The following is a 24,399-nucleotide window of genomic DNA, read 5'->3' as shown; positions in this document are numbered from 1 at the left end:
CGCCGCGCCCATTTCCCACCCAGCCGCATGACGGTCGCTCAGCCGATGTCGATCGTCACCACGCCCAGCCCGGCATACGCCTTCGGTGACTCGGTGAGCACCGGGCGCCCCTCGGGCCACTCGGGATCAGGACGGCCGAGCACCACCGCGTGGGCCAGTTGCCAGTCCACGCCCTGCTTCACCAACTGCCCCACGGCGAGCGCGCCCGGATACCGCAGCTCGGCGACGTCCATCATCGGCAACGCCCCGACGTGCTCGCCGAGGGCCGGACGCCGCGCGGAGGCGGCTGCCAGACAGAGCGCCGGCACGAAGAGCCGACGGTTGGACCCGCGATGTGCCTGGACGACGAGAGCGGAGAGCAGCCGGTGCCCCGCCCCGAAGGCGAGCAGGGCGCTGTGATCGAACACGACACCGGCCATGGTCACGCGGCAGGGCGCCGAGGCGAAGCCAAGCTCTCCGGCACGTCACCGGCCTCGAGGTCCACCCACACCGCATCCGCCCGGGCCAGGTCCGCCTCGGCGAGATCGGCGGCGAGACGGGACCGAAGGTAGGCCTCCGCCTTGGCGGCGCGGTCCCCGAGTTCGCCACGGGTGGGTGTGGCGTACGCCAATCCGGACACCAGGTCGCGTATCGTGACGCCCCGCTCTCGGGCCAGCACCGCCAACCGGTCCCGCACCTCGGCGCTCACCTTGATCGTCGTGTCCATGGGCGCAGTATACGGCCGGTATACCGCCGGCGGCCGGTCCTGCGGCGGCGCGTCGAAACAACGGGACCCGGCATCCTTTCAGGCGGTCGGGGACGGTCGCCGCCAGCGGGCGCCCGTCGGCGAGCCGGGCGGGAGCGGCGGGGACGACCGCTCCCGCACCGTCCGCTACCAGGCCGAGATGAGCTCCTCGTTGAAGATGCGCTCTCCCGCCGCCGGCTCGCGCAGCCGCTGCGCGGCGAGGAGGTTTCCGTTCGCGTCCAGCGCCCGCAGGGTGACGTCCGCGCCCATCGGCACGGTGAGGATCGCGAAACCGTTGTCCACCGGGGCGGTCGAACGGCCCCCGGTTCCGACGGCCTCCACCTCGGCGGCTTCCCCGGACGCCGGGGCGACCAGCAGCTGGTCGGTGAGGACCGCGTGCCCACCGGACCGGGCCGGCACGCGTACGGCGACCAGCCCCGGGGAGGTGCTGACGGCAGTGGCCACCAGCGCCCAGTCGGCCCGGCTCGCCGCGAGGGTTTCGGTGTCGTCGGGTCGGGTGTCGTCCGGCCCGGCCGTGGCCAGGAGGGCCTTCGGAGTGGTGCCGAGCTGGAGGACGTACGGCCCGATGCCCGAGGCCGGCCCGGCGATGGAGGCCGGGATGCCCTCGCCGGGGATCCGGCCGGACCAGCGGCGCACCGGGGCGGGTTCGGCTGGCAGGCCCGCGCCCTCGGCGAGCACCTGGTACGACGCCACCGCCGCCTGTTCCGCCGCCCTGAGCTCGTCACCCTGGGCAGGGCCCGATCCGCTGGTGAACTCCCCGACGCGGAAGCCGACCGGCCCCTGCTCCCGGATCGCACCGTCGCACTCGACCCGCCACCAGCCGCGGATGCGCTCTTCGGTGAGGAGGAGGTAGCCCGGCGTGGGGACGCTCTGCCAGGTCCGTCGCACCGCGCCGTCGGCGTCCACCGTCGCGGACTGGGCGGCGGTGACGGTGCAGCCGGCCGGGGCGAGGCCGAGCAGCCAGGTGGTTCCGTGGATGCTGTCACCGAGGACGGAAAACGGTGACACCGGCAGGTTGCTCACGCCGCCGGCGCGGACGAGCTGCCGCGGCGCGGCCCTGACCGGTCCGGTCCTCGACACCAGCGCCGCAGCGGTGTCGGAGTGGTAGGCGACCACGACGGTGCGTACCCCGGCGGTGTCGTCGGCGAAGAGCACCTTCACGGTCGGCAGGGCGCGGCTCATCCCGACCCGGTCGCGATCCTGGTCGAAAACCCGGGTCAGCTCGTCGACCAGCGGCCGGTCGGCTCCGAGGCTGCCCCGGGTGGGCGAGTCGAGGAGCCGCCAGACCCAGTCACTGGTGACCGGATAGCCGGACCCGCCCGCTGGGTCGCGGAGCCAGGTGGGCAGGCCTCCGACCCCGGTGGCGGGCACGACCAGCACGGTGGCGAGCAGCCCGGCGAGCAGCGCGCCCGCGCCGGCCCATCGGTACCGCCGGCGCCGCCGTGCGTGCCGCATCAGCCGCTCGTACGGGTCCTCGCCCGGCACCACCGTCTCGGCGATCCGGGCCAGCCCCGCCCGCAGTTCGTTCACACTCATGCCCGCTCCCCCAGCAACCCGCCGGCCATCCGTGGCCGCGGCTCGGCCAGCACCTCCCGCAGCCGGGCCAGCCCGCGGGCCGCCTGGCTCTTCACCGTCCCGAGGGAGCAGCCCAGGACAGCGGCCACCTCCGCCTCGGGCAGGTCCTCCCAGTAGCGCAGCACCAGCACGGTGCGCATCCGGACCGGCAGCCGGTCCAGCGCGGCGAGCAGTTCGTCCCGGACCGCCACCCCGTCGGTGCTGTCCGGGCCGACCCGCTCCGGCACCGTCGAGGTGAGCAGCTCCCGCAGCCCGATGCGGCGCCAGCGGCTGGTCCGCTCGTTCACCATCGCCCGCCGCACGTACGCCATCGGTTCGTCGACCCGCTGCCAGTGCCGCATCACCTTCAGCAGCGCCACGTGCACCAGGTCCTGGGCGGCGTCGCGGTTGCCGGTCAGCAGGTACGCGGTGCGCAGCAGGTCGGCGTAGTGGACCTGCACGAACTCGCGGAACTCCGGATCATCCACCGGCCGGCCCCCCGTCGTGACGATGCACGGCTCGCTCCCTTCGTCAGGCTCGTTCGCTGGGAACGACGCGGGAGGGTAACGAAAAGTTGAGTTCCGGCGGGGTCGTACTAGCCTCCGGTAACCATGAACCTCTCCGACGCCGCGCTTCTGCTCGCCGCCGGTCTCGCCGCGGGCACGGTGAACGCGGTGGCCGGGGGTGGCTCCCTGATCACCTTCCCGGCGCTGATCGCGACCGGCCTGCCGCCGGTGCCGGCGAACGTCAGCAACTCGGTCTCGGTGTTCCCGGGCTACGTGGCGAGCGTCGCCGGCAGCCGGCAGGATCTGCCGCATGGTCGTCGGCTGTGGAGTCTGCTGCCCACCGCCGTATTCGGCACGATAGTCGGCAGCGTGCTGCTGCTGGCCACCCCGGCGCGGGCATTCGAGCTGGTGGTGCCGTTCCTGGTGCTGGGCGCGACCGCCGTGCTGGCGTTCCAGGACCCGCTGCGCCGGCTGGTCGGCCATCCGGCCGAGCTCAGCCCGCGCCGCCGTACCCTCACCGTGCAGGCCATGGTCGGGCTCGGCACCGTGTACGGCGGCTATTTCGGCGCGGCGCTCGGGGTGATGCTGGTGGCTGGCCTGGCCCTGGTGCTGGACGCGACGCTGGCCCGGGTGTCGGCCATCAAGAACCTGCTCTCGGCCGTGGTGGGGCTGACCACGCTGGTGGTGTTCGCGCTCTTCGGCCCGGTGGACTGGGCGGCGGTCGCGGTGGTCGCGCCGGCCACCCTGATCGGCGGGTACGTGGGCGCCCGGCTGGTCCGGCGGCTGCCGCCAGTCGTGCTGAAGACCGTCATCGTGGTGTTCGGCACGGTGATCGGCCTCTTCCTGCTCTGGCGTGCGCTGCGCTGACCGACTCGCAACGACGGACCGCCCCGGGCGCGACGCTGCGCCCGGGGCGGTCCATCCACCAGGAGGGAAAGGTCAGTAGGCCTCGCCGACCGGTTCCTCGGGGGCGTGCTCGTTGCGCCGGGCGGCCGAGTTCCACCGGGACCAGAGCACCCGCTCGCCGTAGCCGGCGGCCATCACGTGCCCGAAGGCGAGGTAGACCAGCACGCCGACGGCGAGCACCCCGAAGCCGACCCAGAACGGCAGGGCCAGGCCGTGCTCGGCGAGCTTGCCGGAGATGATCGGGGCCGGCGCGGCGGCACCCCAGCGGACCAGGTTGAACGCGCCGGTGGCGACGCGGCGGTCGCTGGAGCCGAGGCCGAGCGCCAGGTCGGTGAGGTTGGCGTTGGCCAGGCCCATGCACAGACCGGCGAGCACCAGCACCACCAGCGACATCGCGGTGCCGGTGGAGGTGGCGAAGAGGACCATGCAGCCCAGCAGGCCGACGACGGCGACGCCGACGGTCTGCACCGCGCCGATCCGGTGCGCCAGCCGGTGGCCGATCAGCAGGATGCCGGCGGCCAGGCCGAGGCCCCAGCCGGTGAACGCCAGACCCAACGGGATGACGTCGAGGTGCAGGTACAGCGGCGTGTAGCCGAGCACCACGAAGAAGACGAAGTTGTAGGCGGCGGTGACCACGCAGAGGGTGATGAACGCCGGCTTGCGGTAGGTGGAGAAGATCTGGCCGACGCGTACCGGGGCCTGCTTGTTGGCCGGCTCGCGGAGCTTGCGGGAGGCGACGGCCAGCGCCAGCACCATGAAGACGCCGCAGACGAAGAAGGGCAGTCGCCAGCTCACCTCGCCGAGCAGGCCGCCGAGCAGCGGGCCCACGGCGAAACCGAGGCCGAGCGCGGTCTCGAAGAGGCCGACCACCCATTCCCGGTCGTTGGCGAGGTTGACCAGCACCACCATGGCGGTGGCGAAGAACATCGCGTTGCCCAGGCCCCACACGCCGCGCAGCACGGAGAGCTGCACGATGTCGTTGCTGAACGAGGCGAGGATCGCGGCCAGGCCGACCACCGAGACGCCGGTGATCAGCACCGGTTTGAAGCCGAACTTCCCGCTGGCCAGGGTCGCCGGGATCATGCCGACCGCCATCACCGCGATGTACGCGGTGAAGAGCAGCTCGACCTGCCAGGCGGTGACCCCGATCGCCTCGCCGATGGCCGGCAGGATCGGGTCCACCACGGCGATGCCGGCGATGGCGAGGAAGGCCACCAGCGTGGTGGCGTAGATGGCACTGCGGTTGGGCTCGGAACGCCGATCCACTCCGCAACCTCCCAGATAGCTGTATCGTACAGGTAAATCACCTGTATCATACAGCTATGAGGGACGACGACAACACGGAAGAGGTCACACTCGGCCGGATCGAGACCGAGGTCGCGCTGCTCATGCGGCTGGGCGAGGCGACCCGTCGGGCCACCGGCACCGCCGAGCACCGGGTGCTGGACCGGGCCGCGTACGTGATCCTGCGGCACCTGGACCAGGCCGGCCCGCAGAACGTCTCCGCCCTGGCCGCCCGGCTGAACCTCGACGGCTCCACGGTCACCCGGCAGGTCTCCGCGCTGCAGCGGGACGGCCTGATCGCCCGTACCCCCGACCCGGCCGACGGGCGCGGCACCGTGATCTCGCCCACCCCCGCCGGCCTGCAGCGGATGGCGGCCGTGCGGGCGGCCCGCACCCGGCTCTACGGCGACATCCTCGCCGGCTGGACCAGCGACGACCGGGACACCCTCGCGGACATGCTGCACCGCCTCAACGAGGCCCTGGACGCTCGCAACCGGCGCCGCTGATGGCGCCGGTTGCGGGTGCCCCAAGTGTTAACAGGGGCCCCCTGTACAACGCGAGGCGTTAACAGGGGGCCCTCCTTACACCTCAGGCGACCGGCTCCGGGGCGGAATCCGCGTCGCGGGTGGCGCCGGGGGTGACGCGGGGGTCGCCCTCGTCGGCGAAGTAGTCGTCCGGGGTGGTGCCGTCCACCCCGTCGGCCACCTTCGCGGCCCGCAGCACCAGGGTCAGCAGCGCGGCGACGGCCAGGTTGACCAGCACCGCGACGATCCCGACGTAGATCGTCTTCGGGGTGTCGAAGCCGAACTTCTCCAGCGGGAACGCCGAACCGGCGAAGTGCTTCTTGCCGGTCGTCGGGTTGGCTACCTGGTAGAGCATCCACATGCCCAGGCCCATGCCGGCCACCCAGCCGGCGATCAGCGCCCCCCGGTGGAACCAGCGGGTGTAGAGGCCCAGCGCCACCGCCGGCAGCGTCTGCAGGATGATCACGCCACCGATGAGCTGCAGGTCGATGGAGAACTGCGGGTCGAGGAAGACGATGCAGGCCACCGCGCCGACCTTGACCACCAGCGAGGCGATCTTCGAGACGTTCGCCTCCTGCGCCGGGGTGGCGTCCCGCTTCAGGTACTCCTTGTAGATGTTGCGGGTGAACAGGTTTGCCGCCGCGATCGACATGATCGCCGCCGGCACCAGCGCCCCGATGCCGATGGCCGCGTACGCGACGCCCGCGAACCAGTCCGGGAACTGCTTGTCGAACAGCAGCGGCACCACCGTGTTGCCGTCGACACTGCCGGCCTTGGCGCCGGGCAGCGGCTTCACGCCCGCCGCGATGGCCATGTAGCCGAGCAGCGCGATCAGCCCGAGCAGCAGGCTGTACGCCGGCAGCGCGGACATGTTCCGCTTGATCACGCCCCGGTTCCGGCTGGCCAGCACGCCGGTGATGCTGTGCGGGTAGAGGAAGAGCGCCAGCGCCGAGCCGAACGCCAGGGTGACGTACTGGAGCTGGTTGTTGGCGTTGAGCAGGATCCCGTCACCCGGCGCCGGAGTCGCCTTGAACTTCGCGTCCGCCGCGTCGAAGATGCTCCCCCAGCCGCCGAGCTTGTAGGGCAGGTAGAAGACCGCGACCAGGATCACGATGTAGATCAGCGAGTCCTTCACGAACGCGATCAGCGCCGGCGCGCGCAGTCCGGACTGGTACGTGTACGCGGCCAGGATGGCGAACGCGATGATGATCGGCAGGTGCCGGGCGAGCGCGCTGTCCCCCGTCACGCCCATCGTCTTGAGCACCGCCTCGATGCCGACCAACTGCAACGCGATGTACGGCATCGTCGCCACGATGCCGGTGATCGCGATCAGCAGCGCGAGGATCGGCGAGTCGAACCGGTTGCGGACGAAGTCCGCCGGGGTGACGAACCCGTGCCGGTGCGAGACCGACCAGAGCCGGCAGAGCACCAGGAACACCATCGGGTAGATGACGATCGTGTACGGCACGGCGAAGAAGCCGGCCGCGCCGGCCCCGAAGATCAGCGCCGGCACCGCCACGAAGGTGTACGCGGTGTAGAGGTCACCGCCGACCAGGAACCAGGTGATCCAGCCGCCGAAGCTGCGGCCGCCCAGCCCCCACTCGTCCAGGTGCGCCATGTCGCGCGGCGCCCGCCACCGGGCGGCCACGAACCCCATCGCGCTGACCAGCAGGAAGAGGAAGGTGAAGATGATGATTTCGGTCAGGTGATCGCGCCACATCAGCGGTCACCTCCCCGCTTCTTGGTCATCTGGTAGACCAGCGTGGTGGTGGCGACGCCGAGGATGATCCAGGCCAGTTGCAGCCAGTAGAAACGCGGGAATCCGAACAGCCGGGGTGAGTCGGCGTTGAAGAAGGCCGGGATCAGCGGCACCACGATCGGTATGAAGAGCAACCAGTTCCAGGGGCTGTGGTCCTTCGCCCTGGATCGCGCCGTCGTCGGCGCCTCCGGTTCTGGTGCAGCCATGTGACACACCTCCGGGAAGTCGTAACTCGCCATGTGACGGCCGGAGGCTACGACCCAGTGAGCCCGGTCACGTTCAGTCGGACGACCCCGATGCGCCGAGCGGACGCCCGCGTGCGCCGAACGGCGACCGCGGGCGGCCGGGTGGCGGGCGGCGGCTCCAGGTCGCGGCGCGGCGCCCGACGTGCCGAGCTGGAGCTGCCGGAGAACTCAGCGGTCGGTCAGGTGGGCGGTGTCGTTGACCGAGCGGACCGCGACCCCGCCGTCGGGGTAGAGGTCCAGCACCGAGATGCCGGCGGTGTCCAGGTAGAGCCGGTGCAGGAAGGCGTCGCCGGCCGCCAGGGCGTCGCGCAGCGCCAGCTTGATCGGCGAGACGTGGGAGACCACCACGACCGTCTCCCCCGGGTACGCCGTACGCAGCCGCTCGACCGCCCGGCTCACCCGCTCGGCGACCGCGACGAACGACTCGCCCTGCGGCGGGGCGACCCGGGTGGAGGCGAGCCAGGCGTCCAGCTCGCCGGCCCAGCCCTCGCGTACCTCGGCGAAGGTGCGCCCCTCCCAGACCCCGAAGTCGCACTCGATCAGGTCGTCGTCGGGGCGTACCGGCGGGTTGCCGACCAGTGCGGCGATCACCTCGGCGGTCGCCGTGCACCGGGACAGCGGGGAGCTGACCACGGCGGCGACGGACGGCGCCAGCGCGGCCACCCGGGCGGCGGTGGTCCGGGCCTGGGCCCGACCCCGGTCGGTGAGCGGAACGTCGCCGCGACCGGAGTAGCGCTTCTGTACGGTCCGCTCGGTCTCGCCGTGCCGGACCAGGATCAGCCGGGTGGCCTCCTCGGTGGGGCGCGGCTCCCAGGAGGCGGGCGTGGTGGCCGGGTCGGTGCCGGTGGCCCGGCCGGTGGCGGCCCGGGCGGCCACCTCCCGGGCCGCGGCGCGGGCGGCCGAGTCGGGGGCGGCGACCTCGCGCGGCGGCTCCACGATCCGCGGCGACTCCACGGCCGGCCGGGTCGGGGCCAGGCCGGCGGCGGCGTCCATCGCGGCGTTGGCCAGGGCGTCCGCGTGCTTGTTGCGCTCCCGGGGCACCCAGCTGAACCGTACGCTGTCGAACCGGCCGACCAGGCCGGCCGCCTGCGCGGCGAGCGGACGCAGCCCCGGGTGCTTGATCTGCCAGCGGCCGCACATCTGCTCGACCACCAGCTTGGAGTCCATCCGCGCCTCGACCTCGACCGCGCCTAGCTCGGCGGCGGCCTCCAGCCCGGCGATTAGGCCCCGGTATTCCGCGACGTTGTTGGTGCTGGTGCCGATCGCCTCGGAGCGCTCGGCCAGCACCTCGCCGGTCTCCCGGTCCCGGACCACCGCGCCGTAGCCGGCCGGCCCCGGGTTGCCCCGGGACCCGCCGTCGGCCTCCACCACGACCGCGCGCACCGCCACGACGGTTACAGCCCCGACTCGCTGGTCCGCACCATGATCCGCCGGCATTCCTCACAGCGGACCACGTCGTCGGGGGCGGCCTTGCGGATCCGGGCCAGGTCGGCGCCGGAGAGTTCCAGCCGGCAGCCGCCGCAGCGGGCGCCGGTGAGCAGCGCCGCGCCGAGCCCGGTGTCCTCCCGGATCCGGTCGTAGAGGGCGACCAGGTCGGCCGGGAGGTCGCCGGCGAGCGGCTGGCGGGCGCCGCGCTTGAACTCCTCCTCCTTGGCGATCTCGGCCAGGCGCTCCGCGCGGCGCTGCTCGGCGGCGGACCGCCGGTCCCGGGCCTCGGCGAGCCGCCGCTCCACGCCGTCGAGCACGCCCTGCGCGGTCTCCCGCTGTTCCATCAGCTCCAGCTCGGCGTCCTCCAGGTCGCCCTGCCGGCGGTTCAGCGAGACCAGCTCGTGCTGGATCGCCTCCAGCTCGCGGGCCGGGCCGCTGCCCGAGGCCAGCCGGGCCTCGTCCTTGCTCTTGCGGGCGCGGACCTGGTCGATGTCCTTCTCCAGCCGGGCGATGTCCCGGTCCAGGTCGTCGACGGCCACCTGGGCGCGGACCCGCTCGTCCTCCAGCGCGGACAGCTCCCGCGCGAGGGCCTCCAGCTCGGCCAGCTCAGGCAGCGTGCGGCGCCGGTGGGCGAGCTGGGCGAGGGCGGTGTCGATCGCCTGCAGGTCGAGCAGGCGGCGCTGCACCTTCGGGTCAGCCTTCACGGTCGGGGCTCCTTGTCGTCCGGTCGGGGCGCGGCGGCGTGCACGGTCCACGGGTCGGTGTCCAGGTCGGACACCACGGTCTCGACGCCCAGCTCGGCCCGCAGCTGGGCGGCCAGGTCGTCCAGCCAGGGGCGCTCGGTCGCCCAGTGGGCGGCGTCCAGCAGGGCCGGGCCACCGGCGGCGAGGTGCTCACCGGCGGGGTGGTGGCGCAGGTCGGCGGTGAGGAACGCGTCCACCCCGGCGGCGGTCGCCTCGGCTAGGAAACCGTCCCCCGAGCCGCCGCTGACGGCGAGGGTACGAACCATACGCCCGGGATCCCCGGCGGCGCGAACTCCCCAGGCGGTGGCGGGGAGCACCGCGGCGGCGTGCCGGGCCAGCTCGGCCAGGGTCATCGGGGTGGGCAGCTCACCGATCCGGCCGATGCCCCGCCCCGGGCCGTCGGCCGGGGAGCCGGGACGCGGACGGTGCAGCGGGCGCAGCCCGGTCAGCCCGAACCGGGCGGCGAGCGCGTCGGAGACGCCGGGGTCGGCCACGTCGGCGTTGGTGTGCGCCACGTACAGCGCGACGTCCGCCTTGATCAACCGGTGGACGATCCGCCCCTTGTACGTGGTCGCGGCGACCGAGGAAACGCCGCGCAGCAGCAGCGGGTGGTGCGCGACGATCATGTCGGCCCCGGCGGCGAGCGCCTCGTCCACCGTTTCCGGCACCACGTCGACCACGCAGGCGATCCGGCGTACTCCGGTGGTGGGCTCGCCGAGCACCAGGCCGACCCGGTCCCACTCCTCGGCCCAGGCGGGCGGGTAGCGGCGGTCCAGCGCGGCCACCACGGCGGCGACCGTGGGCGGGGATCCGGTTGTGCTCACGGCCGGCCAGCTTACCGGCGTCCGCCGCCCGCCACGCCCCAAGCGGTTAACAGGGGCCCCTTGTACAGCAGAATGCGATAACAAGGGGCCCCTGCTTGCGGCTCAGCCGACCGGGGCGACCGGGCGTCGCGTGCCGCGCAGCGCGGCGAGGCCGACCGCCCACGGGAAGGCGTCCAGGTGTAGTTCGCCGGTGCCCGGCGGGTGCAGCGGCACGACCTGGTCGCCGAAGATCACCTCCACGCCCCATTCCCGCAGCCGGGCGAGGCCGGCGCGGAACGCCGGGTGCACGGCCATCGCGGTGTTGGTGTACGGGACGGCGACCATCGGCACCCCGAGCCCCTGCGCCTCGACCAGCAGGCCCAGGGCGAGAGTGTCGGTGATGCCGGCCGCCCACTTGTTGACCGTGTTGACCGTCGCCGGGCAGACCAGCATGGCGTCCGCCGGGGGCAGGACGTCCAGGTCGCCCGGGTTTTTGTAGTGGGTGCGTACCGGATGACCGGTCTGCCGGGCCAGCGCGGCCCGGTCCACGAACTTCGCGCCGTCCGGCGTGGTGACGACGCAGACGTCCCAGCCGTCCCGCTGGGCGAGGTCGACCAGCCGGCCAACGTTCCGGGCCAGCGGCGAACCGCAGGCGATGACGTAGAGCACCGGACGGCGCCCGTTGACGGTGTGTGGATCGGTCATCCGATCGGACCCACGCTCATACTCCGACTCCCATGTGCTCAGCCAACTCCGCGATCGGCGGCGGCGGCGCACCCCGTGTGCGACGGAGGACGTCGGACATCACCTCGTGGGCGATCGGCCGGCAGCGGATCTCGGAGGCCGCGAGCCGGTCGCCGCGCAGCAGCATCTCGCCGGCGTTGGCGACGTCGCCGATCTGGGCGTAGCCGCGGGCCAGGTCGAGCAGGTGGTGCGCGCGGCGCTCGGGCAGCAGGGCGTTGAACGCCGGCTCGGCGATGCCGTGGTGGGTCTCCACCGCCCGGCCGCCGTCGCCCAGCTCCACGGCGGCGGCGGCCCGGTGCAGCTGGAGGTTGGTCGGGCCGAAGCAGGTCCAGTAGTGGTTCTGGTCACCGCCGAGCAGGACGGCCGCCTCGTTGGCGCCGGAGAGCAGGTCGTCGACGGTGGCGGAGTCGCCGATCCGGGCGGCGGCCATCGCGCCCTGGAGCAGCAGCATGCCGTAGACGGAGAGGCGTTCCGGGGTGACGTCGTTGCCGCCGCCGGGGGCGAGCCGGTTGGCGATCCGGACGTTGAGTTCGAGCGCCGGGCGGGGGCGGCCCATGGCGACGAGGGCGTTGCAGACCCGGGTGGTGGCGATGCCGGCGAGCAGCGGGTCGTCGGCCCGCTGGGCGACCGCCATCGAACGGTCGGCGGCCAGCCAGGCCAGGTCGCACTCGCCGAGCTTGCGGAGCACCGAGGAGGCGATCTGGTAGACCTGCCCGAGCAGGTGGGCCGCCTCCCGGGCCTGGTCGCCGCCGTGGCCCGCGTCGGCGGCCTGGGCGTCGCGCAGCAGCTTGGGCAGGGCCCGGGTGAGCATGCCGTAGCGGCCGTACTGGTAGGTGAGCCAGGCGTGGTTGACCGCCTTGCGCATGTCGCCCAGCGGCGGGGGGTAGGGCGCCGCGTCGAAGTACGCGCTCATCGAGTCGTACCGCTCCAGCGCCGCCCGGATCTCCTCGACCTCGACCTGGTCGATGCAGTTGAGGGCGTCGGTACGCCGTTCCGGGTCCTTGCCGAGCAGCAGTTGGACGTCGACCTGGAGGATGTCGGCGATCTCGTAGACGACGGAGAACTTGTCCAGCCGCCGGACACCGCGCTCGACCTTGTCCACCCAGCTCTTGGACTTGCCGAGCCGATCGGCGAAGACCTGTTGGGACATCTTGCGCCGGCTGCGCCAATACGCCACCCGACGGCCTATGGGCAACTCATCCATTGCTCCACCCCTCCCCCTGCCCCACGCCGGCTGATGTCCCCCGGTCGACCCATCGCGATGGCCCGTCGGTATTCAGGTTTGCCCTGGTCGCACACTCTGTACGTCGGCCGTACGGCCAGTCCTCGTAGTTTCCGTGCAAGTTGCATCAGCCGTTCGTCAACACAACGACTCTGAGCTAAAGCAGTGACGGCGCTCGACGTGTTACATCGGAGTGTCCAATCAGGACAAAGAGGGGATGAGGCGCACATGTGGGGGAATGTCGGACCGCGCGTGGCTCACCTGTCGCCTCTGGAACGCGTCCGGCTGCGCCGGGTCGCCGTCCGCTACGCGCTGCACGGCTGGGAGGTGACCCCGGGCGCCTGCCTGGCGAACCGCCGCTTCGTGTGCGGCCGGGCCGGCTGTCCCACCGTCGGCTGCCACCCCGCCCTGGAGAACTGGGAGCATGCGGCGAGCGCCGACCCGGCCCGGGTGGCCACCTGGTGGCGGGACCGGCCGCACGGCGTGCTGCTGCCCACCGGGCGCGCGTTCGACGTCCTGGAGGTCGCCGCCCATCTCGGCCGGCGGGTGCTGGACGCGGTCACCACCCACCCGGCCGGATTCGGCGTCCGCGGCCCGGTTCTGGTCACCCCGACGGGGCGCTGGATGTTCCTGGTCCGTCCGGGCGATCCGCTCCGGCCGGAGCTGGAGCACTGCTTCCACGTGGTCCGGCACGGCCCCGGCTCGTGGATCGCGGCGCCGCCGACCCGGCTGCCGGAGGGGACGGTCCGCTGGGCGGTCGCCCCGGAACAGGCCCGCTGGCAGCTACCCGACTCGTACCTGGTGCAGAACGCGCTGATCGCGGCGTTGCGGGCGGCCGGGATCACGCTCACCTCCGACCTGCTCCCCGGCCAACTCCCGCTGCCCCGGCGCGGCGGTTGACCGACGGCTGGGGCGACAGCGTCCTCCCCGACGCCGCGCTCGTTGAACCCGGTGACGGCGCACAGGCGCCAGAGCGGGGGTTGACCATGTCCAACGACGCGGACCGCCACCCCGGCGGCACCGAGCCTTCACGGCACCACCGCCGGCCGCGCCGCTGGGGTGGCACCCGCCCCTGGGGCACCCGACCCGGCCGGCCCCGCCCGACCGGCTCCCGCCCGGCCAACCACCACCGTCCGCTGCGCTGACTGTCCCGCTGCGTCCCGCCGCCAGGGAAGGCGGGGCGGATTGCGGCATGCCGGGTCATCCCGGCGGCCGAACAGCCCAGAGTGCCGGAATCGGAGTCGACCAGGAGCAGGGCCGCCCCGGCGGGTGAACGCCGGGGCGAAACGTTTTCGCCTGCCGCGCGGCGGTTCGTGCCGTTCGGTCGCTCGGCCGCACCGGAAACCCCAAGGCCCGGATAAGCCCGTCGTGAGGTCCTCCGACGCGAAGATCCGCAGCGCCCCGCCGCCGGAGCGAAAGTGGCCGCGGGAGCGGCGCGTGAGCCGCCGCCGTTGCGGGTAAGCCGCCGAACCGCTGAAGCAATGAGGGGAAGGCACCGCCATGCTCAGCAAAGAGGATCAGCGCAGGTTCGAGCAGATCACCCGCCAGTTGCGGGAGAGCGACCCGGAGTTCTTCGCCCGGCTCGACCACCGGGCCAAGGGCCGCCGTGGCCGGTATCTGATGCTGTTGACGATCGTGCTGTGGGCCTCGCTGCCGGCGATGACCGTACTCGCCGGACGACTGGCCGGCGCGATCTGCGCCCTGGTACTGGTGGCCAATGCCGGGCTCATGTGGCGTTTCCGACGGCGCTGGCTATGACCCGGTCGGGGCCGCGGGGCCGTCCGGGTCCGCCGCCGGCCGGGGCCGACCGAACTCCCGGTACGCCCGGCGCAGCCGCTCGACCAGGCCGGGGCCGCCGAGTTCGGGCCCGGGGGGACCGAGCTGGCGCAGCAGCAGCTCCGGTCCGGTCGCCAGGGTGGGTGGCCGGTCGGGCAGCGGCACCGGGGGCAACCAGAACCGGTCCACCTCGTCCTCCGGGGCCGGCAGGCCGCCGAGCACCCGCCCCGCACCGGCGACGGGCTCGGGCCGGGGTCGGCCGCCCGCCGGGCCGCCCGCACCGTCCGGCGTCGCCGCCCGGTCGACCGCTGCGCCGCCCGCGGTGGCGTCGCCGCCCCGCAGCGTACGCAACCGACCCAGCAGCTCGGCCCGGCTCCGGCCGCGCCAGTGCAGCAGCTGGAACGGGTCGGCGTCGAACGCCTCGGCCAGCAGGTAGAACGTGGCCGCCAGATGCTTGCACGGCACCGCGAAGTCCGGGCAGCCGCAGCGCTGGTCCAGCTCGTCGACGTCCGCCGGGAACAGCGGTGCGCCCGCCGCGGCGAACAGCTGCTCCAGCTCCGGAGGCAGGTCACCGGCGAGCAGCCGGGCGCTGAAGAAGGCCTGGCCGGCCAGGTCCGCCTCGATCCGGTCCCAGACCTCGTCCGGGTACGCCGCCAGGCCGATCCGCACCGGGTACGGGTCCGGCCGCGAGCCCTGCACGTTCGCGGTGACCCGCCCGGGGGCGACGTCGAGCCGGAGCACCTGGCCCTTGCGCGCGTACGCCCGGCCCCGGGTGAGCCGGGTGCCGAGCGCGAACGACTCGAGCACCTCCAGAAACCGGCGGGACCACCAGGACCGCCCGATCGCGCCCCGGGTGCTGCGCGCCCTCAGCCCGCCGTCAACCCGCCGGGGCGGGCCGAACTCCGCGAACCGGGGCCGCTCCCGTTCCGGACTCACTCGACCACCGCCCCGGACTCCAGGGCGAACAGCTCGCGCAGCGTCTCGGTGGACAGCTCGGTGACCCACTGCTCGCCGGTGCCCACCACCCGCTGCGCCAGGCTGCGCTTGTCCGCGATCATCGCGGCCACCTTCTCCTCGACGGTGCCCGCGCAGACGAACTTGCGGACCTGCACCCGCCGGCGCTGGCCGATCCGGAACGCCCGGTCGGTCGCCTGGTCCTCGACGGCCGGGTTCCACCACCGGTCCACATGCACCACGTGGTTCGCCGCGGTCAGGGTCAGCCCGGTGCCGCCAGCCTTGAGGGAGAGGACGAACAGCGGTGGGCCGTCCGGGGACTGGAACCGGGTCACCATCGCGTCCCGCTCGGCCTTGCCGACGCCGCCGTGCAACAGGAGCACCTCCCGCCCGGTACGGGCCGACAGGTGGCCGCGCAGCATGCCGCCGAACTCGGCGTACTGGGTGAAGAGCAGGGCCTTCTCCCCCGCCGCGAGCGCCTCGTCGACGATCTCCTCCAGCCGTTCCAGCTTGCCGGACCGGCCGGGCAGCGCCGAGCCGTCGTGCAGCAGCTGCGCCGGGTGGTTGCAGACCTGCTTGAGTCGGGTCATGGTGGCCAGCACCAGGCCCCGGCGTTCCATCCCGTCACTGGACTCGATCTTGGCCATCATGTCGTCGACCACCGCGCGGTAGAGCGCCGCCTGCTCGGCGGTGAGGTTGCAGAGCACCTCCATCTCCAGCTTCTCCGGCAGGTCGGAGATGATCGACGCGTCGGTCTTGAGCCGGCGCAGCACGAACGGTCCGGTGATCCGGCGCAGCCGCCCGGCCACCTCGACGTCGCCGTGCCGCTCGATCGGCTCGGCGAACCGCTTGCGGAACGTCGCGGCCGGGCCGAGCAGGCCCGGGTTGGCGAACTGCATGATCGACCAGAGGTCGGCGAGGCGGTTCTCCACCGGCGTACCGGTGACCGCGATCCGGTGCCGCGCGGGCAGCGACCGGACCGCCTCGGCCTGCCGGGTGGCCGCGTTCTTGATCGCCTGCGCCTCGTCCACCACCACCCGGTGCCAGTCGATCCCGGCCAGGTCGTACGCGTCCCGGGCGGCCACCGAGTAGGTGGTCAGGACCAGGTCGGCGGCGTGCACGGCGGCGGCGAACTCCTCGCCCCGGGCCCGCTCGGCCCCGTGGTGGACGTGGACACGCAGCCCCGGCGTGAACCGGGCCGCCTCGCGCTGCCAGTTGCCGACCAGCGACATCGGACAGACCAGCAACGTCGGCCCGACCTCCGGCGGGTCCCCGGCGAGCAACGCGAGCAGTTGCACGGTCTTGCCCAGCCCCATGTCGTCGGCGAGGATCCCGCCGAGCCCGAGCGACTGGAGGAACGCCAACCAGGCCAGCCCCCGCCGCTGGTACGGCCGCAGCGTGCCGGCGAACCCGGACGGCGGGTCGGCCGGCGCGAGCCGCCGTTCCGCCTCGCCGGCCAGCAGCTCGCCGAGCGCCCCGTCCGCGGTCACCTCCAGCACCGGCAGCTCGTCCGGGCGGTCGGCCTCGGCCAGGCCCATCCGCAGCAGGTCGGCCACGCTCAGCTCGCCGGCCGAGCGGAGCAGCCGCAGGCCGGCCTCCAGGCGTTTCGGGTCCAGCTCGACCCACCGGCCACGCAGCCGGACCAGCGGGGACTTCAGCTCGGCCAGCGAGGCCAGCTCCTCGGCGCTCAGTGGCTGGTCGCCGAGCGCGACCTCCCAGCGGTAGTCCACCAGGGCGTCCAGCCCGAGGCCGCCGGAGGCGGCGGCGACCGTGCCGGGGGCGGCCCGGCCGCGTGCCCGCAGCCGGGCGCCGAGCCGGGTGGACGAACGCCGCCACCAGGACGGCAGCAGTACCCCGAAGCCGGCCGCGTGCAGCACCGGCGCGCCCTCCCGGAGGAACCGGTGCGCCCCCTCCGCGTCCAGTTCCATCCCCTCCGGCGTGGCGGTACGCAGCGCGTCGTCCAGCTCCGGCCAGAGGCGGCTGGCCCGGCCCAGCTCGGCGAGGAGGGTCTCCTGCGGGTCGACGCCCCGGTCGGCGAGCGCCCGCGCCGGCCCCTGCCAGACGTCCGCGGCGTCGATCACGAGGCCCGGCTCGTCGGCCGGGTGCAGGCCGAACTCGACCCGCCAGGCGCCGCCCTCGACCAGCTCGGCCACCGGGTCGACGGCCGGCTCGACCAGCCGGAAGGCTGCCCGTACCGCGCCGCCCGCGGCGTCCCGCTGCCAGGCGTCCAGCTCGGTACGGAGGGTGTCCAGTGCGGCCGGCGGGACGGTGAAGATCGGCTCCGGCCCGGTGAGCGCGGCCAGCCAGCGGGGCACCGACCCGGGGCGCATCCCCCGGTGCAGGGCCGTCTCCGCGAGCGCCGCCCGGGCGGCGGCGTCGGTCAGCGCGTCCAGCGCGTCGGCGACCAGGTCCCCCGGGCCTCCCGCCCCGGCTGGATCGTCCGGCCCGCCGGAGACGGCCGGCGCGGCACTCGGGGCAGCCGACCCCGCGCCCCGGCCGGCCGGCACGCCGCCACGCCGGCCGGGCACGGCCGAGGCCGCGGCGCGGGCCGCCGGGGGCAGGGCGAGGGCGAGCGAGCGCGCCCAGGCGGCGTCCGGCCCGGTGAGCAGCGGCCGCCACACGGCCCGGGCGGTCACCGCGTCGGTGGCGTCGACCCGCCGGGGGCCGCGCCTGGCCGGGACGGCCACCCCACCCCGGCCGGTACGGCCGGACGAGGTGACCGAAACACCTCCGGCCCGGCCGCCAGGCCCGGTGCCCGGGGCCGCCTCGCCGGGCGACGACGTCGGGAGGTCCGCGACGCCGGGCAGCAGCCGTCCCCGGGCGACCAGGTCGGCGGCGAAGCCGGCCAGTTCGGACAGGTGCCGCAGGCTGGCCCCTGGTACCCCGGCGAGCTGGTCGAGGGCGCGCAGCAGGGGCAGCGCGACGTCCGGGGCGTACACCAGGGCGGGCGCCCGCCAGTCGGCCAGGGTGACCCGGCCGCGGACCCGGTCGGCGACGGCGACCCGGACCAGTTCCGGTGAGTCCAGCGGCGCGCCGGCCCGGGTGGGGATGGTGAGCAGGACGGTGGTCGCCTCGCCCGGGTGCTCGCCGAGCGCGGCGGCCAGCGCGGCGTGGTCGGCGGCGAACGGGTGGGGACGCTCGCGCGGTGCCCGGCCGGGACGGCGCGGCGTGGTGGCCGGACGGGCGCTGTCCTCCGCCCAGACGGCGAGACCGGCGCCGACCAGCCACGATCCGTGGATGACCAGCACCTGTGCCTCCTCGTGACGACTGTCGAGGATAGCCGGAGGGCTGGTGACGGTCTCGGTCGACCACGCCGCGCGGGCCCGTCCTCCGAACGGTCGAAATTGCTGAATACTCGAATGATTTTCGAGCCACTCCCGCCGGCGGGGTTCCACCTCGGCGCACTCGCACGCTAGGTTCCCTCGGGTTCACGGGGAAAGGCTGTTCCAGATGGCATCGCGCAATCCGCGGCAGATCACTCGTCGTGGCGTACTCCGCAGCGGCAGTGTCCTGGCGGTGACGGCGACCGCCGTGCCGGCGGTGCTCGCGACCGACACCGCACCGGCCGCGGCGGCGACGCCGAGCTACGACCCGGAGCAGCGGTTCATCCAGCTCGTCGGCGGCGGCGACGGCGTCCTCTACGCGATCCAGGCCGACGGATCGCTGCTGTGGTACCGGCACTGGGGCTGGGAGACGGGCGTGAGCGGCTGGGCGTCCGGCTCCGGCCGGAAGATCGGGTCGGGCTGGAACCAGTTCGTCACCGTGCTCGGCAGCACCGACGGCTCGCTGTACGGGGTGCGGGCCGACGGGACCGTCCTCTACCACCGCTACGTCTGCACCAACTACACCACCGGCGCCGGCTACTGGGGCACCAGCCGGCAGGTCGCCATGGGCTTGAACAAGTTCCCCCGGGTGTTCGGCTTCGACGGGGCGATCTACGGCGTGGACGCCGACGGCGACCTGTACGGATACCGGTACATCCCGTCGACCGGACGGTGGACCGGTGGCTCCCGGATCGGCCGGGACTTCAAGAGCTACCAACTCCAGGCGGACGCTTCCGGCGTCATCTTCGCCTGGCGGTTCGGCGACATCTTCTGGTACCGGCACCTCGGCAGCGGCCTCTGGGCCAAGGGCTCGGGCTTCCGGTTGGGCCGCGGATTCACCGAGCTCGGCATGAACGGCCTGATGTTCGCCGGGCAGGGTGCGCTGTACGGCGTGAAGCCGAGCGACCCGACCAAACCGGCCGTCGGCAGCCTGACCTACTACCGCTTGAACAACTGGGCCACCGCGGGCACCGACCAGAAGGCCACCTGGGTCAACGGCGGCTCCGGAAAGGGTGTCGGCAGCGGATTCACCATGCAGAGCCGGGCTGCGCTCCAGGGGTACGCGCAGACCCCGAGCGTCACCCCCGGACAGCCGGTACGGGTGGCCGTGTCCAGCACCTTCCCGTCGTTCACGGCGTCCGTGGTACGGGTGGCCCCGAGCACCGGCGGCCCGGTGGTGGTGACGGACGCCACCAGCGTCACCGGCAAGCTGCAATTGCTGCCGACCGGCTACCTGCAGCGCGGCTGCGGCTGGTCGGACAGCTACCAGTTGACGATCCCGGAGGACTGGCCCTCCGGGCTGTACGCGGTCCGCCTCGAAGGCCCGCACCAGCTCCGGCGGTATGTGCCGTTCGTCGTCCGGCCCCAGCAGCCGACCAACGACATCGCGTTCCTCGTGCCGAGCAACACCTACCACGCCTACAACACCTGGGGCGGGCACAACCAGTACTGCGGCGACCTCAGCGGCGTGCGGACCCTGACGCTGCGCCGCCCGTCCACCGAGTGGAGCGTCGAGCCGACCGCCTGCCTGGAGCACACCATGTGGTCGGACGTGATGCTCCTGCGGTGGATGGCGAAGCAGAACCTCGCCTTCGACTGCTACGACGACGCCGACCTGCACGCGTCGGGCAGCTGGCTGAGCAGCTACAAGGCGCTCGTGCTGGGTAGCCACCCGGAGTACTGGTCCGAGGCGATGCGCCAGCACCTGGCCGACTACGAGGCTGGCGGCGGCCGCGTGATCTACGCGGGCGGCAACGGCATCTACGAGCGCGTCGCGTTCAGCGACGACGGCAGCGCGATCAGCTTCCGCACCTCCGCGGGCAAGCGGGACACGTTCAACTCCCTCGGCCTGCCCGCCTCGCAGGTGCTCGGCGTCAACTACACCAGCGCCAGCTGGTTCACGTTCGCGCCGTACGCGGTGGTCCGCGACCACCCGCTGCTGGCCGGCACCCGGCTGACGGTGGGCAGCCAGTTCGGCACCAGGGGGTACAACGGCGGCGCCAGCGGCTGGGAGGTCGACACCCTGCTCGGGTTGCCCGCCGAGGCGGCCCCCGAGGACGTCATCGCGCGCGGGCAGAACGTCGGCGGCGGGGCGTCCATGGTCCTCGTCGAGAAGCCGAACGGTGGCTTCGTCTTCAGCGCGTCGTCGATCAGCTTCGCCGGCGCGCTGGACCGCGATCCCGACCTGTCGACCGTCTTCCGCAACGTCTTCGATCTGGCCCTGGCCCGTGGAGCGGTGGACCGTACCCGGGCCCGGATGCAGCGCACCAGCCCGGTGCCCGACCAGCCGGAGCCGCACGTCCTGGAATAGGACAGCGGCACCCGGGCGGGCGGACCACCGCCGTGACTCGCTACCGTCGGCGCCATGCTCGATCTGCTCGTGATCGGCGGCCTGGGGGTCGACATCCGCGCCCAGGTACCCGCCCTGCCCCTGCCGGCCGCCGACTCGCTGGCCGTCCCACCGATCGAGTTGCGGATTGGCAACACCGGCGCCGGCGTGGCGCTCGCCGCGCACGCCCTGGGCCTGCGGGTGGGGCTCGTCGACGTGCTGGGCATGGACCCGGCCGGCGACGTGGTCCGGGCGGCGCTGGCCCGGACCTCGGTACGCGCGGTGCTGGTCGACGCCCCGGCCGGCACCCGCCGCTCGGTGAACATGGTGGATCCGGCCGGCCGCCGGATGTCGCTCTACGACCCCCGCCCCTGGTCGGGCCCGGCGCCGTTCGCCGAGGCGGAGTTGACCGCGCTGGTCCGCGAGGCGGCGCACGTGCACGTATCGATCATGGACTGGGCCCGGGACACGCTGCCGGCCCTGCGCGCGAGCCTGCCCGACGGGGTGTCGCTCTCCACGGACCTGCACGACTGGGACGGCGAGAACGACTACCACCGGCCCTTCGCGGACGCGGCCGACCTGGTCTTCGTCAGCGACGTCCGGCTCGACGACCGGGCCGGCAAGGTGGCGGCCGAACTGGCGCCCCGGACGGTGCTGGTGACCTCCGGCGCGGCCGGCTCGACCCTGCACGCCCCGGACACCCCGCCGGTCCGGGTACCGGCCACCGCGCCGCCCGCCCCGGTGGTGGACACCAACGGCGCGGGCGACGCGTTCGCCGCCGGCCTGATCGCCGCCCGGCTCCGCGGCGCGTCCCCGCTCGACGCGGCCCGCTACGCGGCGCGGGTGGCCGCCGCGGCCTGCACCGTCGACGGGATGGAGTATCCGGCCGGCCTGCTGCCCCGGGACTGAACCGGCTCAGACGGCCCCGGTCTGGCCATCGGTCAGCTCGCGGAGGATGTCCGCGTGCCCGGCGTGCCGGGCGGTCTCCTCGATCAGGTGGACCAGCACCCAGCGCAGCGACACCTCGCCGAGTTGCGGGTGCGGCACCACGTGGTCCAGGTCGAACCGCGCGGCGATCGCCCGGGACCGCGCGCAGGCCGCCTCGTACGTGGCCGCGAGGGTCTCGACGGTGTCGGCCGGGCCGAGGGTGAAGCTCGCCTCGGCCTCCTCCTCGGAGGTGATGTAGACGTCGCCCGGCTCGGGCGCGAACAGGCGGGCCAGCCAGTTCTGTTCCACCAGGGCGAGGTGTTTGAGCAGGCCGGCCAGCGTGGTCAGGGAGGGCACCAGGCGCCGACCGGCATCGGCGTCGGCGAGACCCCGTGCCTTGCGCTGCACGATGGCCCGGTGGAAGTCGAGGAACGATTCGAGCACCGCCCGCTCGTCACCCGTACGGGCGAGGACCGGACCGAGTGTGGGGTCGATCGTCGTGTCCGCCATCTCTGGACCCTAGTCCCGGGAACCGCCCGCCCGCTGCCCCGCCATCCCGCTGCGGGCCGGGGATCTCCGGGGCAGGATGGGCGCATGACATCCACGGCGCAGATCCCGCTGGTGGGCGGCACGGCCGACGGTGAGACGGTCACCGTCGAGCTGGACAGCAACGGCCGTCCGCCGCTGACCCACCACCACGTCGGTCCGGAGGGGTTGGCCGAGGCGCAGATCTACGAGCTGGAGTCGGACGACCGGCACGACCGCCCGTGGATCTACAACTGGCGGGGCCCGGCGGTCTGACGCCGGCGCGGGCCCGCTCAGCCGGCACCGGACCGGACCAGGCCGCGCGACCGGAGGCTGTCCAGCACCCCCCGGGTGACGTGCGAGGTGCCCCGGGCCTGCTCGCACACCTCGGACACCCGCCGGGCGGTCTCGTCGGCCCGCGCCTCCCGCTCGTCCCACAGCCGGTCCACCTCGGCCAGCAGCGGGCCCTCCACCTCGCGTTCCACGCCGCGCAGCGCCGGCACCCCGAGCCGCTGGGCCAGGTCGAAGACCTTGCCGGCGTACGGCAGGGGCAGGAAGGGCGTGCCCATCATGGCCGCGAAGATCAGGAAGTGCAGCCGCATGCCGACCGCGAGGTCGAAGTGCTTCATCAGGCCGAGCACCTGCCGGGGCGAGTAGTCGTTGTGCAGGATCCGGCCCCGCTCGGCGGCGACCATGTGCGACATCACCCCGTGCGAGTGCCGGATGTCGTCCCGCTCCATCGGCACGAAGAGCACGTACGCGTCAATCCGGTGCACCAGGAAGTCGCTGATCTGGGCGAGCAGCCGGTGGTAGCCGTCCACGTCGAGGCGTTCGGCCGCCCGGCCCGGCTCGCGGACGCTCAACCCGACCAGCCGCTTCCCGGAGGGCACGCCCTCCTCGCGCAGCCAGCTCGCCGGGAAGTCCTCCGGATCGAGCAGGAAAGCCGGGTCGGCGGTGACGGTGATCGGGTTCAGCAGGCCCGCCTCCTCCAGCACCATCCGGGACTCCTGGTCCCGCACGGTCACCTCGATCGCCCCGGCCAGGGTCTCCCGCACCATGCCGGTGTCCACGCCGTCGCTGAGCGGGCCGACTCCCACCGCGTACGTGAGCAGCGGCAGGCCGCGCTCCTGGGCGACCCGGACCACCCGCAGGTAGCGGCGGGCCTCCCGGTCGTAGAGGATGCCGCCGCCACCCAGGATGAGCAGGTCGAGCTGCTCCAGGATCAGCGACGAGTCGACCCGGCTGACGCCCTCCCAGGGCACCGCCTCCACGTCTGGGTGGGCCAGCGCGGTGTGCGCGGGGTTCCGGGAGAAGACGATGATCCGGGCCTTCGGCTCCTGCCGCCGGAGGTCGGCCAGCAGACCGCTGAGGATCGCCTCGTCGCCGAGGTTGCGGCCGCCGTACGAGCCGAGCACTCCGATGGTCAGTCCCGTGCCATCCGTCATCCGTTGCTCCTCCCCAGGGGCGTCCCGTGCCGGTTTCCCGCTGCCCGGAGGGACATACCTGGGCGGAGCCCGGTCAACCGGTGGCGGCGCCGACCAGACGGGAGACCAGGGCGGAAACCACCTGCTCGACGTCGAACCCGGCATCGACGGAGGTGGTGAGCCGGTCGAGCAGGAACCCGTCCACCGCGTAGTGCAGCAGGGCCACCTCGAAGGCGCCGCCGGGCAGCCCGGCGGCGACGTGGAAGGCCACGTCGTCGGCGTACCCCTTACGGAGCACGTCGCCGAGCGCCTGCCGCAGCTCGGGCCGGCGGGACGCCTCCAGCCGCAGCTCGAACAGGGCGCGGGTGAGGTCCGGCTCGCGGGTGGTGCGCTCGACGACGTAGCGCAGGTAGTCGGTGAGCAGCGCGAGGGACGGCTCCCGCCGGCCGAGGTCGGCCAGGATCGCCGGGTCGGGGGCCATCCGGTCGAAGATCCGCTCGGCCAGGCCGGCGAGCAGAGCGGCCCGGGACGGGAAGTAGTTGGAGGCGGTGCCGGTCGGCACGCCCGCCTCGGCGTCGACCGCGCGGTGGGTCAGCCCGCGTGCGCCGGCGGCGGCGAGCACCCGCAGCCCGGCGTCAGCGAGCAGGACGCGGCGTTCCGGGTTCCTGGCCATGGCAT

25 protein-coding genes are annotated in these 24,399 nt (G+C 73.6%); 8 read left to right on the top strand and 17 right to left on the bottom strand.

The genetic code is table 11. From position 1 onward, the window contains the following. Positions 1-38 precede the first annotated feature (38 nt). From ONA70_RS09550 to ONA70_RS09535, 4 genes are all read right to left on the bottom strand, one after another. Entirely contained in the window at positions 39-407 is a 369-nt protein-coding gene (locus ONA70_RS09550) for a PIN domain-containing protein (RefSeq protein WP_265005993.1), read from the bottom strand. Between the two features lie 14 nt (positions 408-421). Further along, positions 422-706, bottom strand: coding sequence for a hypothetical protein (locus tag ONA70_RS09545; protein ID WP_265005992.1), 285 nt, complete (start codon positions 704-706; stop codon positions 422-424). Between the two features lie 165 nt (positions 707-871). Then, on the bottom strand, positions 872-2,281 hold the full coding sequence (locus tag ONA70_RS09540; RefSeq protein ID WP_265005991.1) for a hypothetical protein: 1,410 nt from the start codon (positions 2,279-2,281) through the stop codon (positions 872-874). Next, complete coding sequence (locus ONA70_RS09535) at positions 2,278-2,787, bottom strand: SigE family RNA polymerase sigma factor (RefSeq protein WP_265005990.1); 510 nt, start codon at positions 2,785-2,787, stop codon at positions 2,278-2,280. The genes ONA70_RS09540 and ONA70_RS09535 overlap by 4 nt, the downstream gene beginning before the upstream one ends. Positions 2,788-2,910: 123 nt before the next feature. On the opposite strand from ONA70_RS09535, the gene ONA70_RS09530 reads away from it, so the two are divergent. Further along, positions 2,911-3,672, top strand: a complete 762-nt coding sequence (locus tag ONA70_RS09530; protein ID WP_265005989.1) for a sulfite exporter TauE/SafE family protein — start codon at positions 2,911-2,913, stop codon at positions 3,670-3,672. Between the two features lie 72 nt (positions 3,673-3,744). Here the strand turns inward: ONA70_RS09530 and ONA70_RS09525 are convergent, their stop codons facing one another. Continuing rightward, positions 3,745-4,977, bottom strand: a complete 1,233-nt coding sequence (locus ONA70_RS09525; protein WP_265005988.1) for an MFS transporter — start codon at positions 4,975-4,977, stop codon at positions 3,745-3,747. A 56-nt stretch (positions 4,978-5,033) separates the two neighbouring features. Here ONA70_RS09525 and ONA70_RS09520 point away from each other — a divergent pair, with 56 nt between their 5' ends. Then, complete coding sequence (locus tag ONA70_RS09520) at positions 5,034-5,501, top strand: MarR family winged helix-turn-helix transcriptional regulator (protein WP_265005987.1); 468 nt, start codon at positions 5,034-5,036, stop codon at positions 5,499-5,501. Positions 5,502-5,583: 82 nt separating this feature from the next. Here the strand turns inward: ONA70_RS09520 and mctP are convergent, their stop codons facing one another. From mctP to ONA70_RS09485, 7 genes are all read right to left on the bottom strand, one after another. After that, positions 5,584-7,239 carry a monocarboxylate uptake permease MctP gene (gene mctP, locus ONA70_RS09515; protein WP_265005986.1) on the bottom strand — a complete coding sequence of 552 codons (1,656 nt, stop codon included), beginning with the start codon at positions 7,237-7,239 and terminating at the stop codon, positions 5,584-5,586. Continuing rightward, positions 7,239-7,484 (bottom strand): DUF3311 domain-containing protein, encoded by a 246-nt coding sequence (locus tag ONA70_RS09510; RefSeq protein WP_091269096.1) that lies wholly within the window; start codon positions 7,482-7,484, stop codon positions 7,239-7,241. The genes mctP and ONA70_RS09510 overlap by 1 nt, the downstream gene beginning before the upstream one ends. 207 nt (positions 7,485-7,691) lie before the next feature. Further along, entirely contained in the window at positions 7,692-8,912 is a 1,221-nt protein-coding gene (locus ONA70_RS09505; protein WP_265005985.1) for a bifunctional RNase H/acid phosphatase, read from the bottom strand. 5 nt (positions 8,913-8,917) lie between these two features. After that, entirely contained in the window at positions 8,918-9,655 is a 738-nt protein-coding gene (locus ONA70_RS09500) for a zinc ribbon domain-containing protein (RefSeq protein ID WP_265005984.1), read from the bottom strand. After that, positions 9,652-10,518, bottom strand: a complete 867-nt coding sequence (locus tag ONA70_RS09495; RefSeq protein WP_265005983.1) for a Nif3-like dinuclear metal center hexameric protein — start codon at positions 10,516-10,518, stop codon at positions 9,652-9,654. Before ONA70_RS09495 ends, ONA70_RS09500 begins: the two co-directional genes overlap by 4 nt. 102 nt (positions 10,519-10,620) lie before the next feature. Next, positions 10,621-11,202, bottom strand: a complete 582-nt coding sequence (locus ONA70_RS09490) for a flavoprotein (protein WP_265005982.1) — start codon at positions 11,200-11,202, stop codon at positions 10,621-10,623. A gap of 16 nt (positions 11,203-11,218) precedes the next feature. Next, positions 11,219-12,445, bottom strand: coding sequence for a helix-turn-helix domain-containing protein (locus tag ONA70_RS09485; protein WP_265005981.1), 1,227 nt, complete (start codon positions 12,443-12,445; stop codon positions 11,219-11,221). Between the two features lie 246 nt (positions 12,446-12,691). Here ONA70_RS09485 and ONA70_RS09480 point away from each other — a divergent pair, with 246 nt between their 5' ends. The 3 genes from ONA70_RS09480 (at position 12,692) to ONA70_RS09470 (ending at position 14,221) form a co-directional block, all read left to right on the top strand. After that, positions 12,692-13,363: a bifunctional DNA primase/polymerase gene (locus ONA70_RS09480; protein WP_265005980.1), complete on the top strand. Its 672-nt coding sequence runs from the start codon at positions 12,692-12,694 to the stop codon at positions 13,361-13,363. A gap of 86 nt (positions 13,364-13,449) precedes the next feature. Next, entirely contained in the window at positions 13,450-13,608 is a 159-nt protein-coding gene (locus ONA70_RS09475) for a hypothetical protein (protein WP_265005979.1), read from the top strand. Between the two features lie 355 nt (positions 13,609-13,963). Beyond that, positions 13,964-14,221 (top strand): DUF3040 domain-containing protein, encoded by a 258-nt coding sequence (locus tag ONA70_RS09470; protein WP_265005978.1) that lies wholly within the window; start codon positions 13,964-13,966, stop codon positions 14,219-14,221. Here the strand turns inward: ONA70_RS09470 and ONA70_RS09465 are convergent. Beyond that, positions 14,216-15,175: an SWIM zinc finger family protein gene (locus ONA70_RS09465; protein ID WP_265005977.1), complete on the bottom strand. Its 960-nt coding sequence runs from the start codon at positions 15,173-15,175 to the stop codon at positions 14,216-14,218. The genes ONA70_RS09470 and ONA70_RS09465 overlap by 6 nt on opposite strands. Continuing rightward, positions 15,172-18,441: a DEAD/DEAH box helicase gene (locus ONA70_RS09460; RefSeq protein WP_265005976.1), complete on the bottom strand. Its 3,270-nt coding sequence runs from the start codon at positions 18,439-18,441 to the stop codon at positions 15,172-15,174. The genes ONA70_RS09465 and ONA70_RS09460 overlap by 4 nt, the downstream gene beginning before the upstream one ends. A 268-nt stretch (positions 18,442-18,709) precedes the next feature. Between ONA70_RS09460 and ONA70_RS09455 the strand changes: the two genes are divergently transcribed. Beyond that, entirely contained in the window at positions 18,710-20,827 is a 2,118-nt protein-coding gene (locus ONA70_RS09455) for a N,N-dimethylformamidase beta subunit family domain-containing protein (RefSeq protein ID WP_265005975.1), read from the top strand. A gap of 54 nt (positions 20,828-20,881) precedes the next feature. Then, positions 20,882-21,754, top strand: a complete 873-nt coding sequence (locus tag ONA70_RS09450) for a carbohydrate kinase family protein (RefSeq protein ID WP_265005974.1) — start codon at positions 20,882-20,884, stop codon at positions 21,752-21,754. A 6-nt stretch (positions 21,755-21,760) separates the two neighbouring features. Here the strand turns inward: ONA70_RS09450 and ONA70_RS09445 are convergent, their stop codons facing one another. After that, positions 21,761-22,282 (bottom strand): DinB family protein, encoded by a 522-nt coding sequence (locus tag ONA70_RS09445; RefSeq protein ID WP_265005973.1) that lies wholly within the window; start codon positions 22,280-22,282, stop codon positions 21,761-21,763. Between the two features lie 84 nt (positions 22,283-22,366). Between ONA70_RS09445 and ONA70_RS09440 the strand changes: the two genes are divergently transcribed. After that, positions 22,367-22,573, top strand: a complete 207-nt coding sequence (locus ONA70_RS09440) for a hypothetical protein (RefSeq protein ID WP_265005972.1) — start codon at positions 22,367-22,369, stop codon at positions 22,571-22,573. 17 nt (positions 22,574-22,590) lie between these two features. Here ONA70_RS09440 and ONA70_RS09435 read toward each other — a convergent pair whose 3' ends face one another. Then, a complete protein-coding gene (locus ONA70_RS09435; protein ID WP_265005971.1) occupies positions 22,591-23,742 on the bottom strand; it encodes a polysaccharide pyruvyl transferase family protein in 1,152 nt (383 codons plus the stop codon). Positions 23,743-23,815: 73 nt separating this feature from the next. After that, positions 23,816-24,394 (bottom strand): TetR/AcrR family transcriptional regulator, encoded by a 579-nt coding sequence (locus ONA70_RS09430; protein WP_265005970.1) that lies wholly within the window; start codon positions 24,392-24,394, stop codon positions 23,816-23,818. Positions 24,395-24,399: the final 5 nt, after the last annotated feature.

The sequence above is a fragment of the Micromonospora yasonensis genome, from assembly GCF_026013475.1.
GTDB classification, from domain to species: domain Bacteria; phylum Actinomycetota; class Actinomycetes; order Mycobacteriales; family Micromonosporaceae; genus Micromonospora; species Micromonospora yasonensis.
The sequence above is the reverse complement of the archived record's forward strand: the minus strand, read 5'-3'. Positions and strand labels throughout refer to the sequence as shown.

What these genes read in the sequence shown, in the direction of transcription:
- ONA70_RS09445 (WP_265005973.1), bottom strand. Translation starts at nt 22,282, where the DNA reads ATGGCGGACACGACGATCGACCCCACACTCGGTCCGGTCCTCGCCCGT.
- ONA70_RS09530 (WP_265005989.1), top strand. Translation starts at nt 2,911, where the DNA reads ATGAACCTCTCCGACGCCGCGCTTCTGCTCGCCGCCGGTCTCGCCGCG.
- ONA70_RS09490 (WP_265005982.1), bottom strand. Translation starts at nt 11,202, where the DNA reads ATGACCGATCCACACACCGTCAACGGGCGCCGTCCGGTGCTCTACGTC.
- ONA70_RS09435 (WP_265005971.1), bottom strand. Translation starts at nt 23,742, where the DNA reads ATGACGGATGGCACGGGACTGACCATCGGAGTGCTCGGCTCGTACGGC.
- ONA70_RS09510 (WP_091269096.1), bottom strand. Translation starts at nt 7,484, where the DNA reads ATGGCTGCACCAGAACCGGAGGCGCCGACGACGGCGCGATCCAGGGCG.
- ONA70_RS09475 (WP_265005979.1), top strand. Translation starts at nt 13,450, where the DNA reads ATGTCCAACGACGCGGACCGCCACCCCGGCGGCACCGAGCCTTCACGG.
- ONA70_RS09520 (WP_265005987.1), top strand. Translation starts at nt 5,034, where the DNA reads ATGAGGGACGACGACAACACGGAAGAGGTCACACTCGGCCGGATCGAG.
- ONA70_RS09470 (WP_265005978.1), top strand. Translation starts at nt 13,964, where the DNA reads ATGCTCAGCAAAGAGGATCAGCGCAGGTTCGAGCAGATCACCCGCCAG.
- ONA70_RS09545 (WP_265005992.1), bottom strand. Translation starts at nt 706, where the DNA reads ATGGACACGACGATCAAGGTGAGCGCCGAGGTGCGGGACCGGTTGGCG.
- ONA70_RS09430 (WP_265005970.1), bottom strand. Translation starts at nt 24,394, where the DNA reads ATGGCCAGGAACCCGGAACGCCGCGTCCTGCTCGCTGACGCCGGGCTG.
- ONA70_RS09480 (WP_265005980.1), top strand. Translation starts at nt 12,692, where the DNA reads ATGTGGGGGAATGTCGGACCGCGCGTGGCTCACCTGTCGCCTCTGGAA.
- mctP (WP_265005986.1), bottom strand. Translation starts at nt 7,239, where the DNA reads ATGTGGCGCGATCACCTGACCGAAATCATCATCTTCACCTTCCTCTTC.
- ONA70_RS09540 (WP_265005991.1), bottom strand. Translation starts at nt 2,281, where the DNA reads ATGAGTGTGAACGAACTGCGGGCGGGGCTGGCCCGGATCGCCGAGACG.
- ONA70_RS09450 (WP_265005974.1), top strand. Translation starts at nt 20,882, where the DNA reads ATGCTCGATCTGCTCGTGATCGGCGGCCTGGGGGTCGACATCCGCGCC.
- ONA70_RS09440 (WP_265005972.1), top strand. Translation starts at nt 22,367, where the DNA reads ATGACATCCACGGCGCAGATCCCGCTGGTGGGCGGCACGGCCGACGGT.
- ONA70_RS09485 (WP_265005981.1), bottom strand. Translation starts at nt 12,445, where the DNA reads ATGGATGAGTTGCCCATAGGCCGTCGGGTGGCGTATTGGCGCAGCCGG.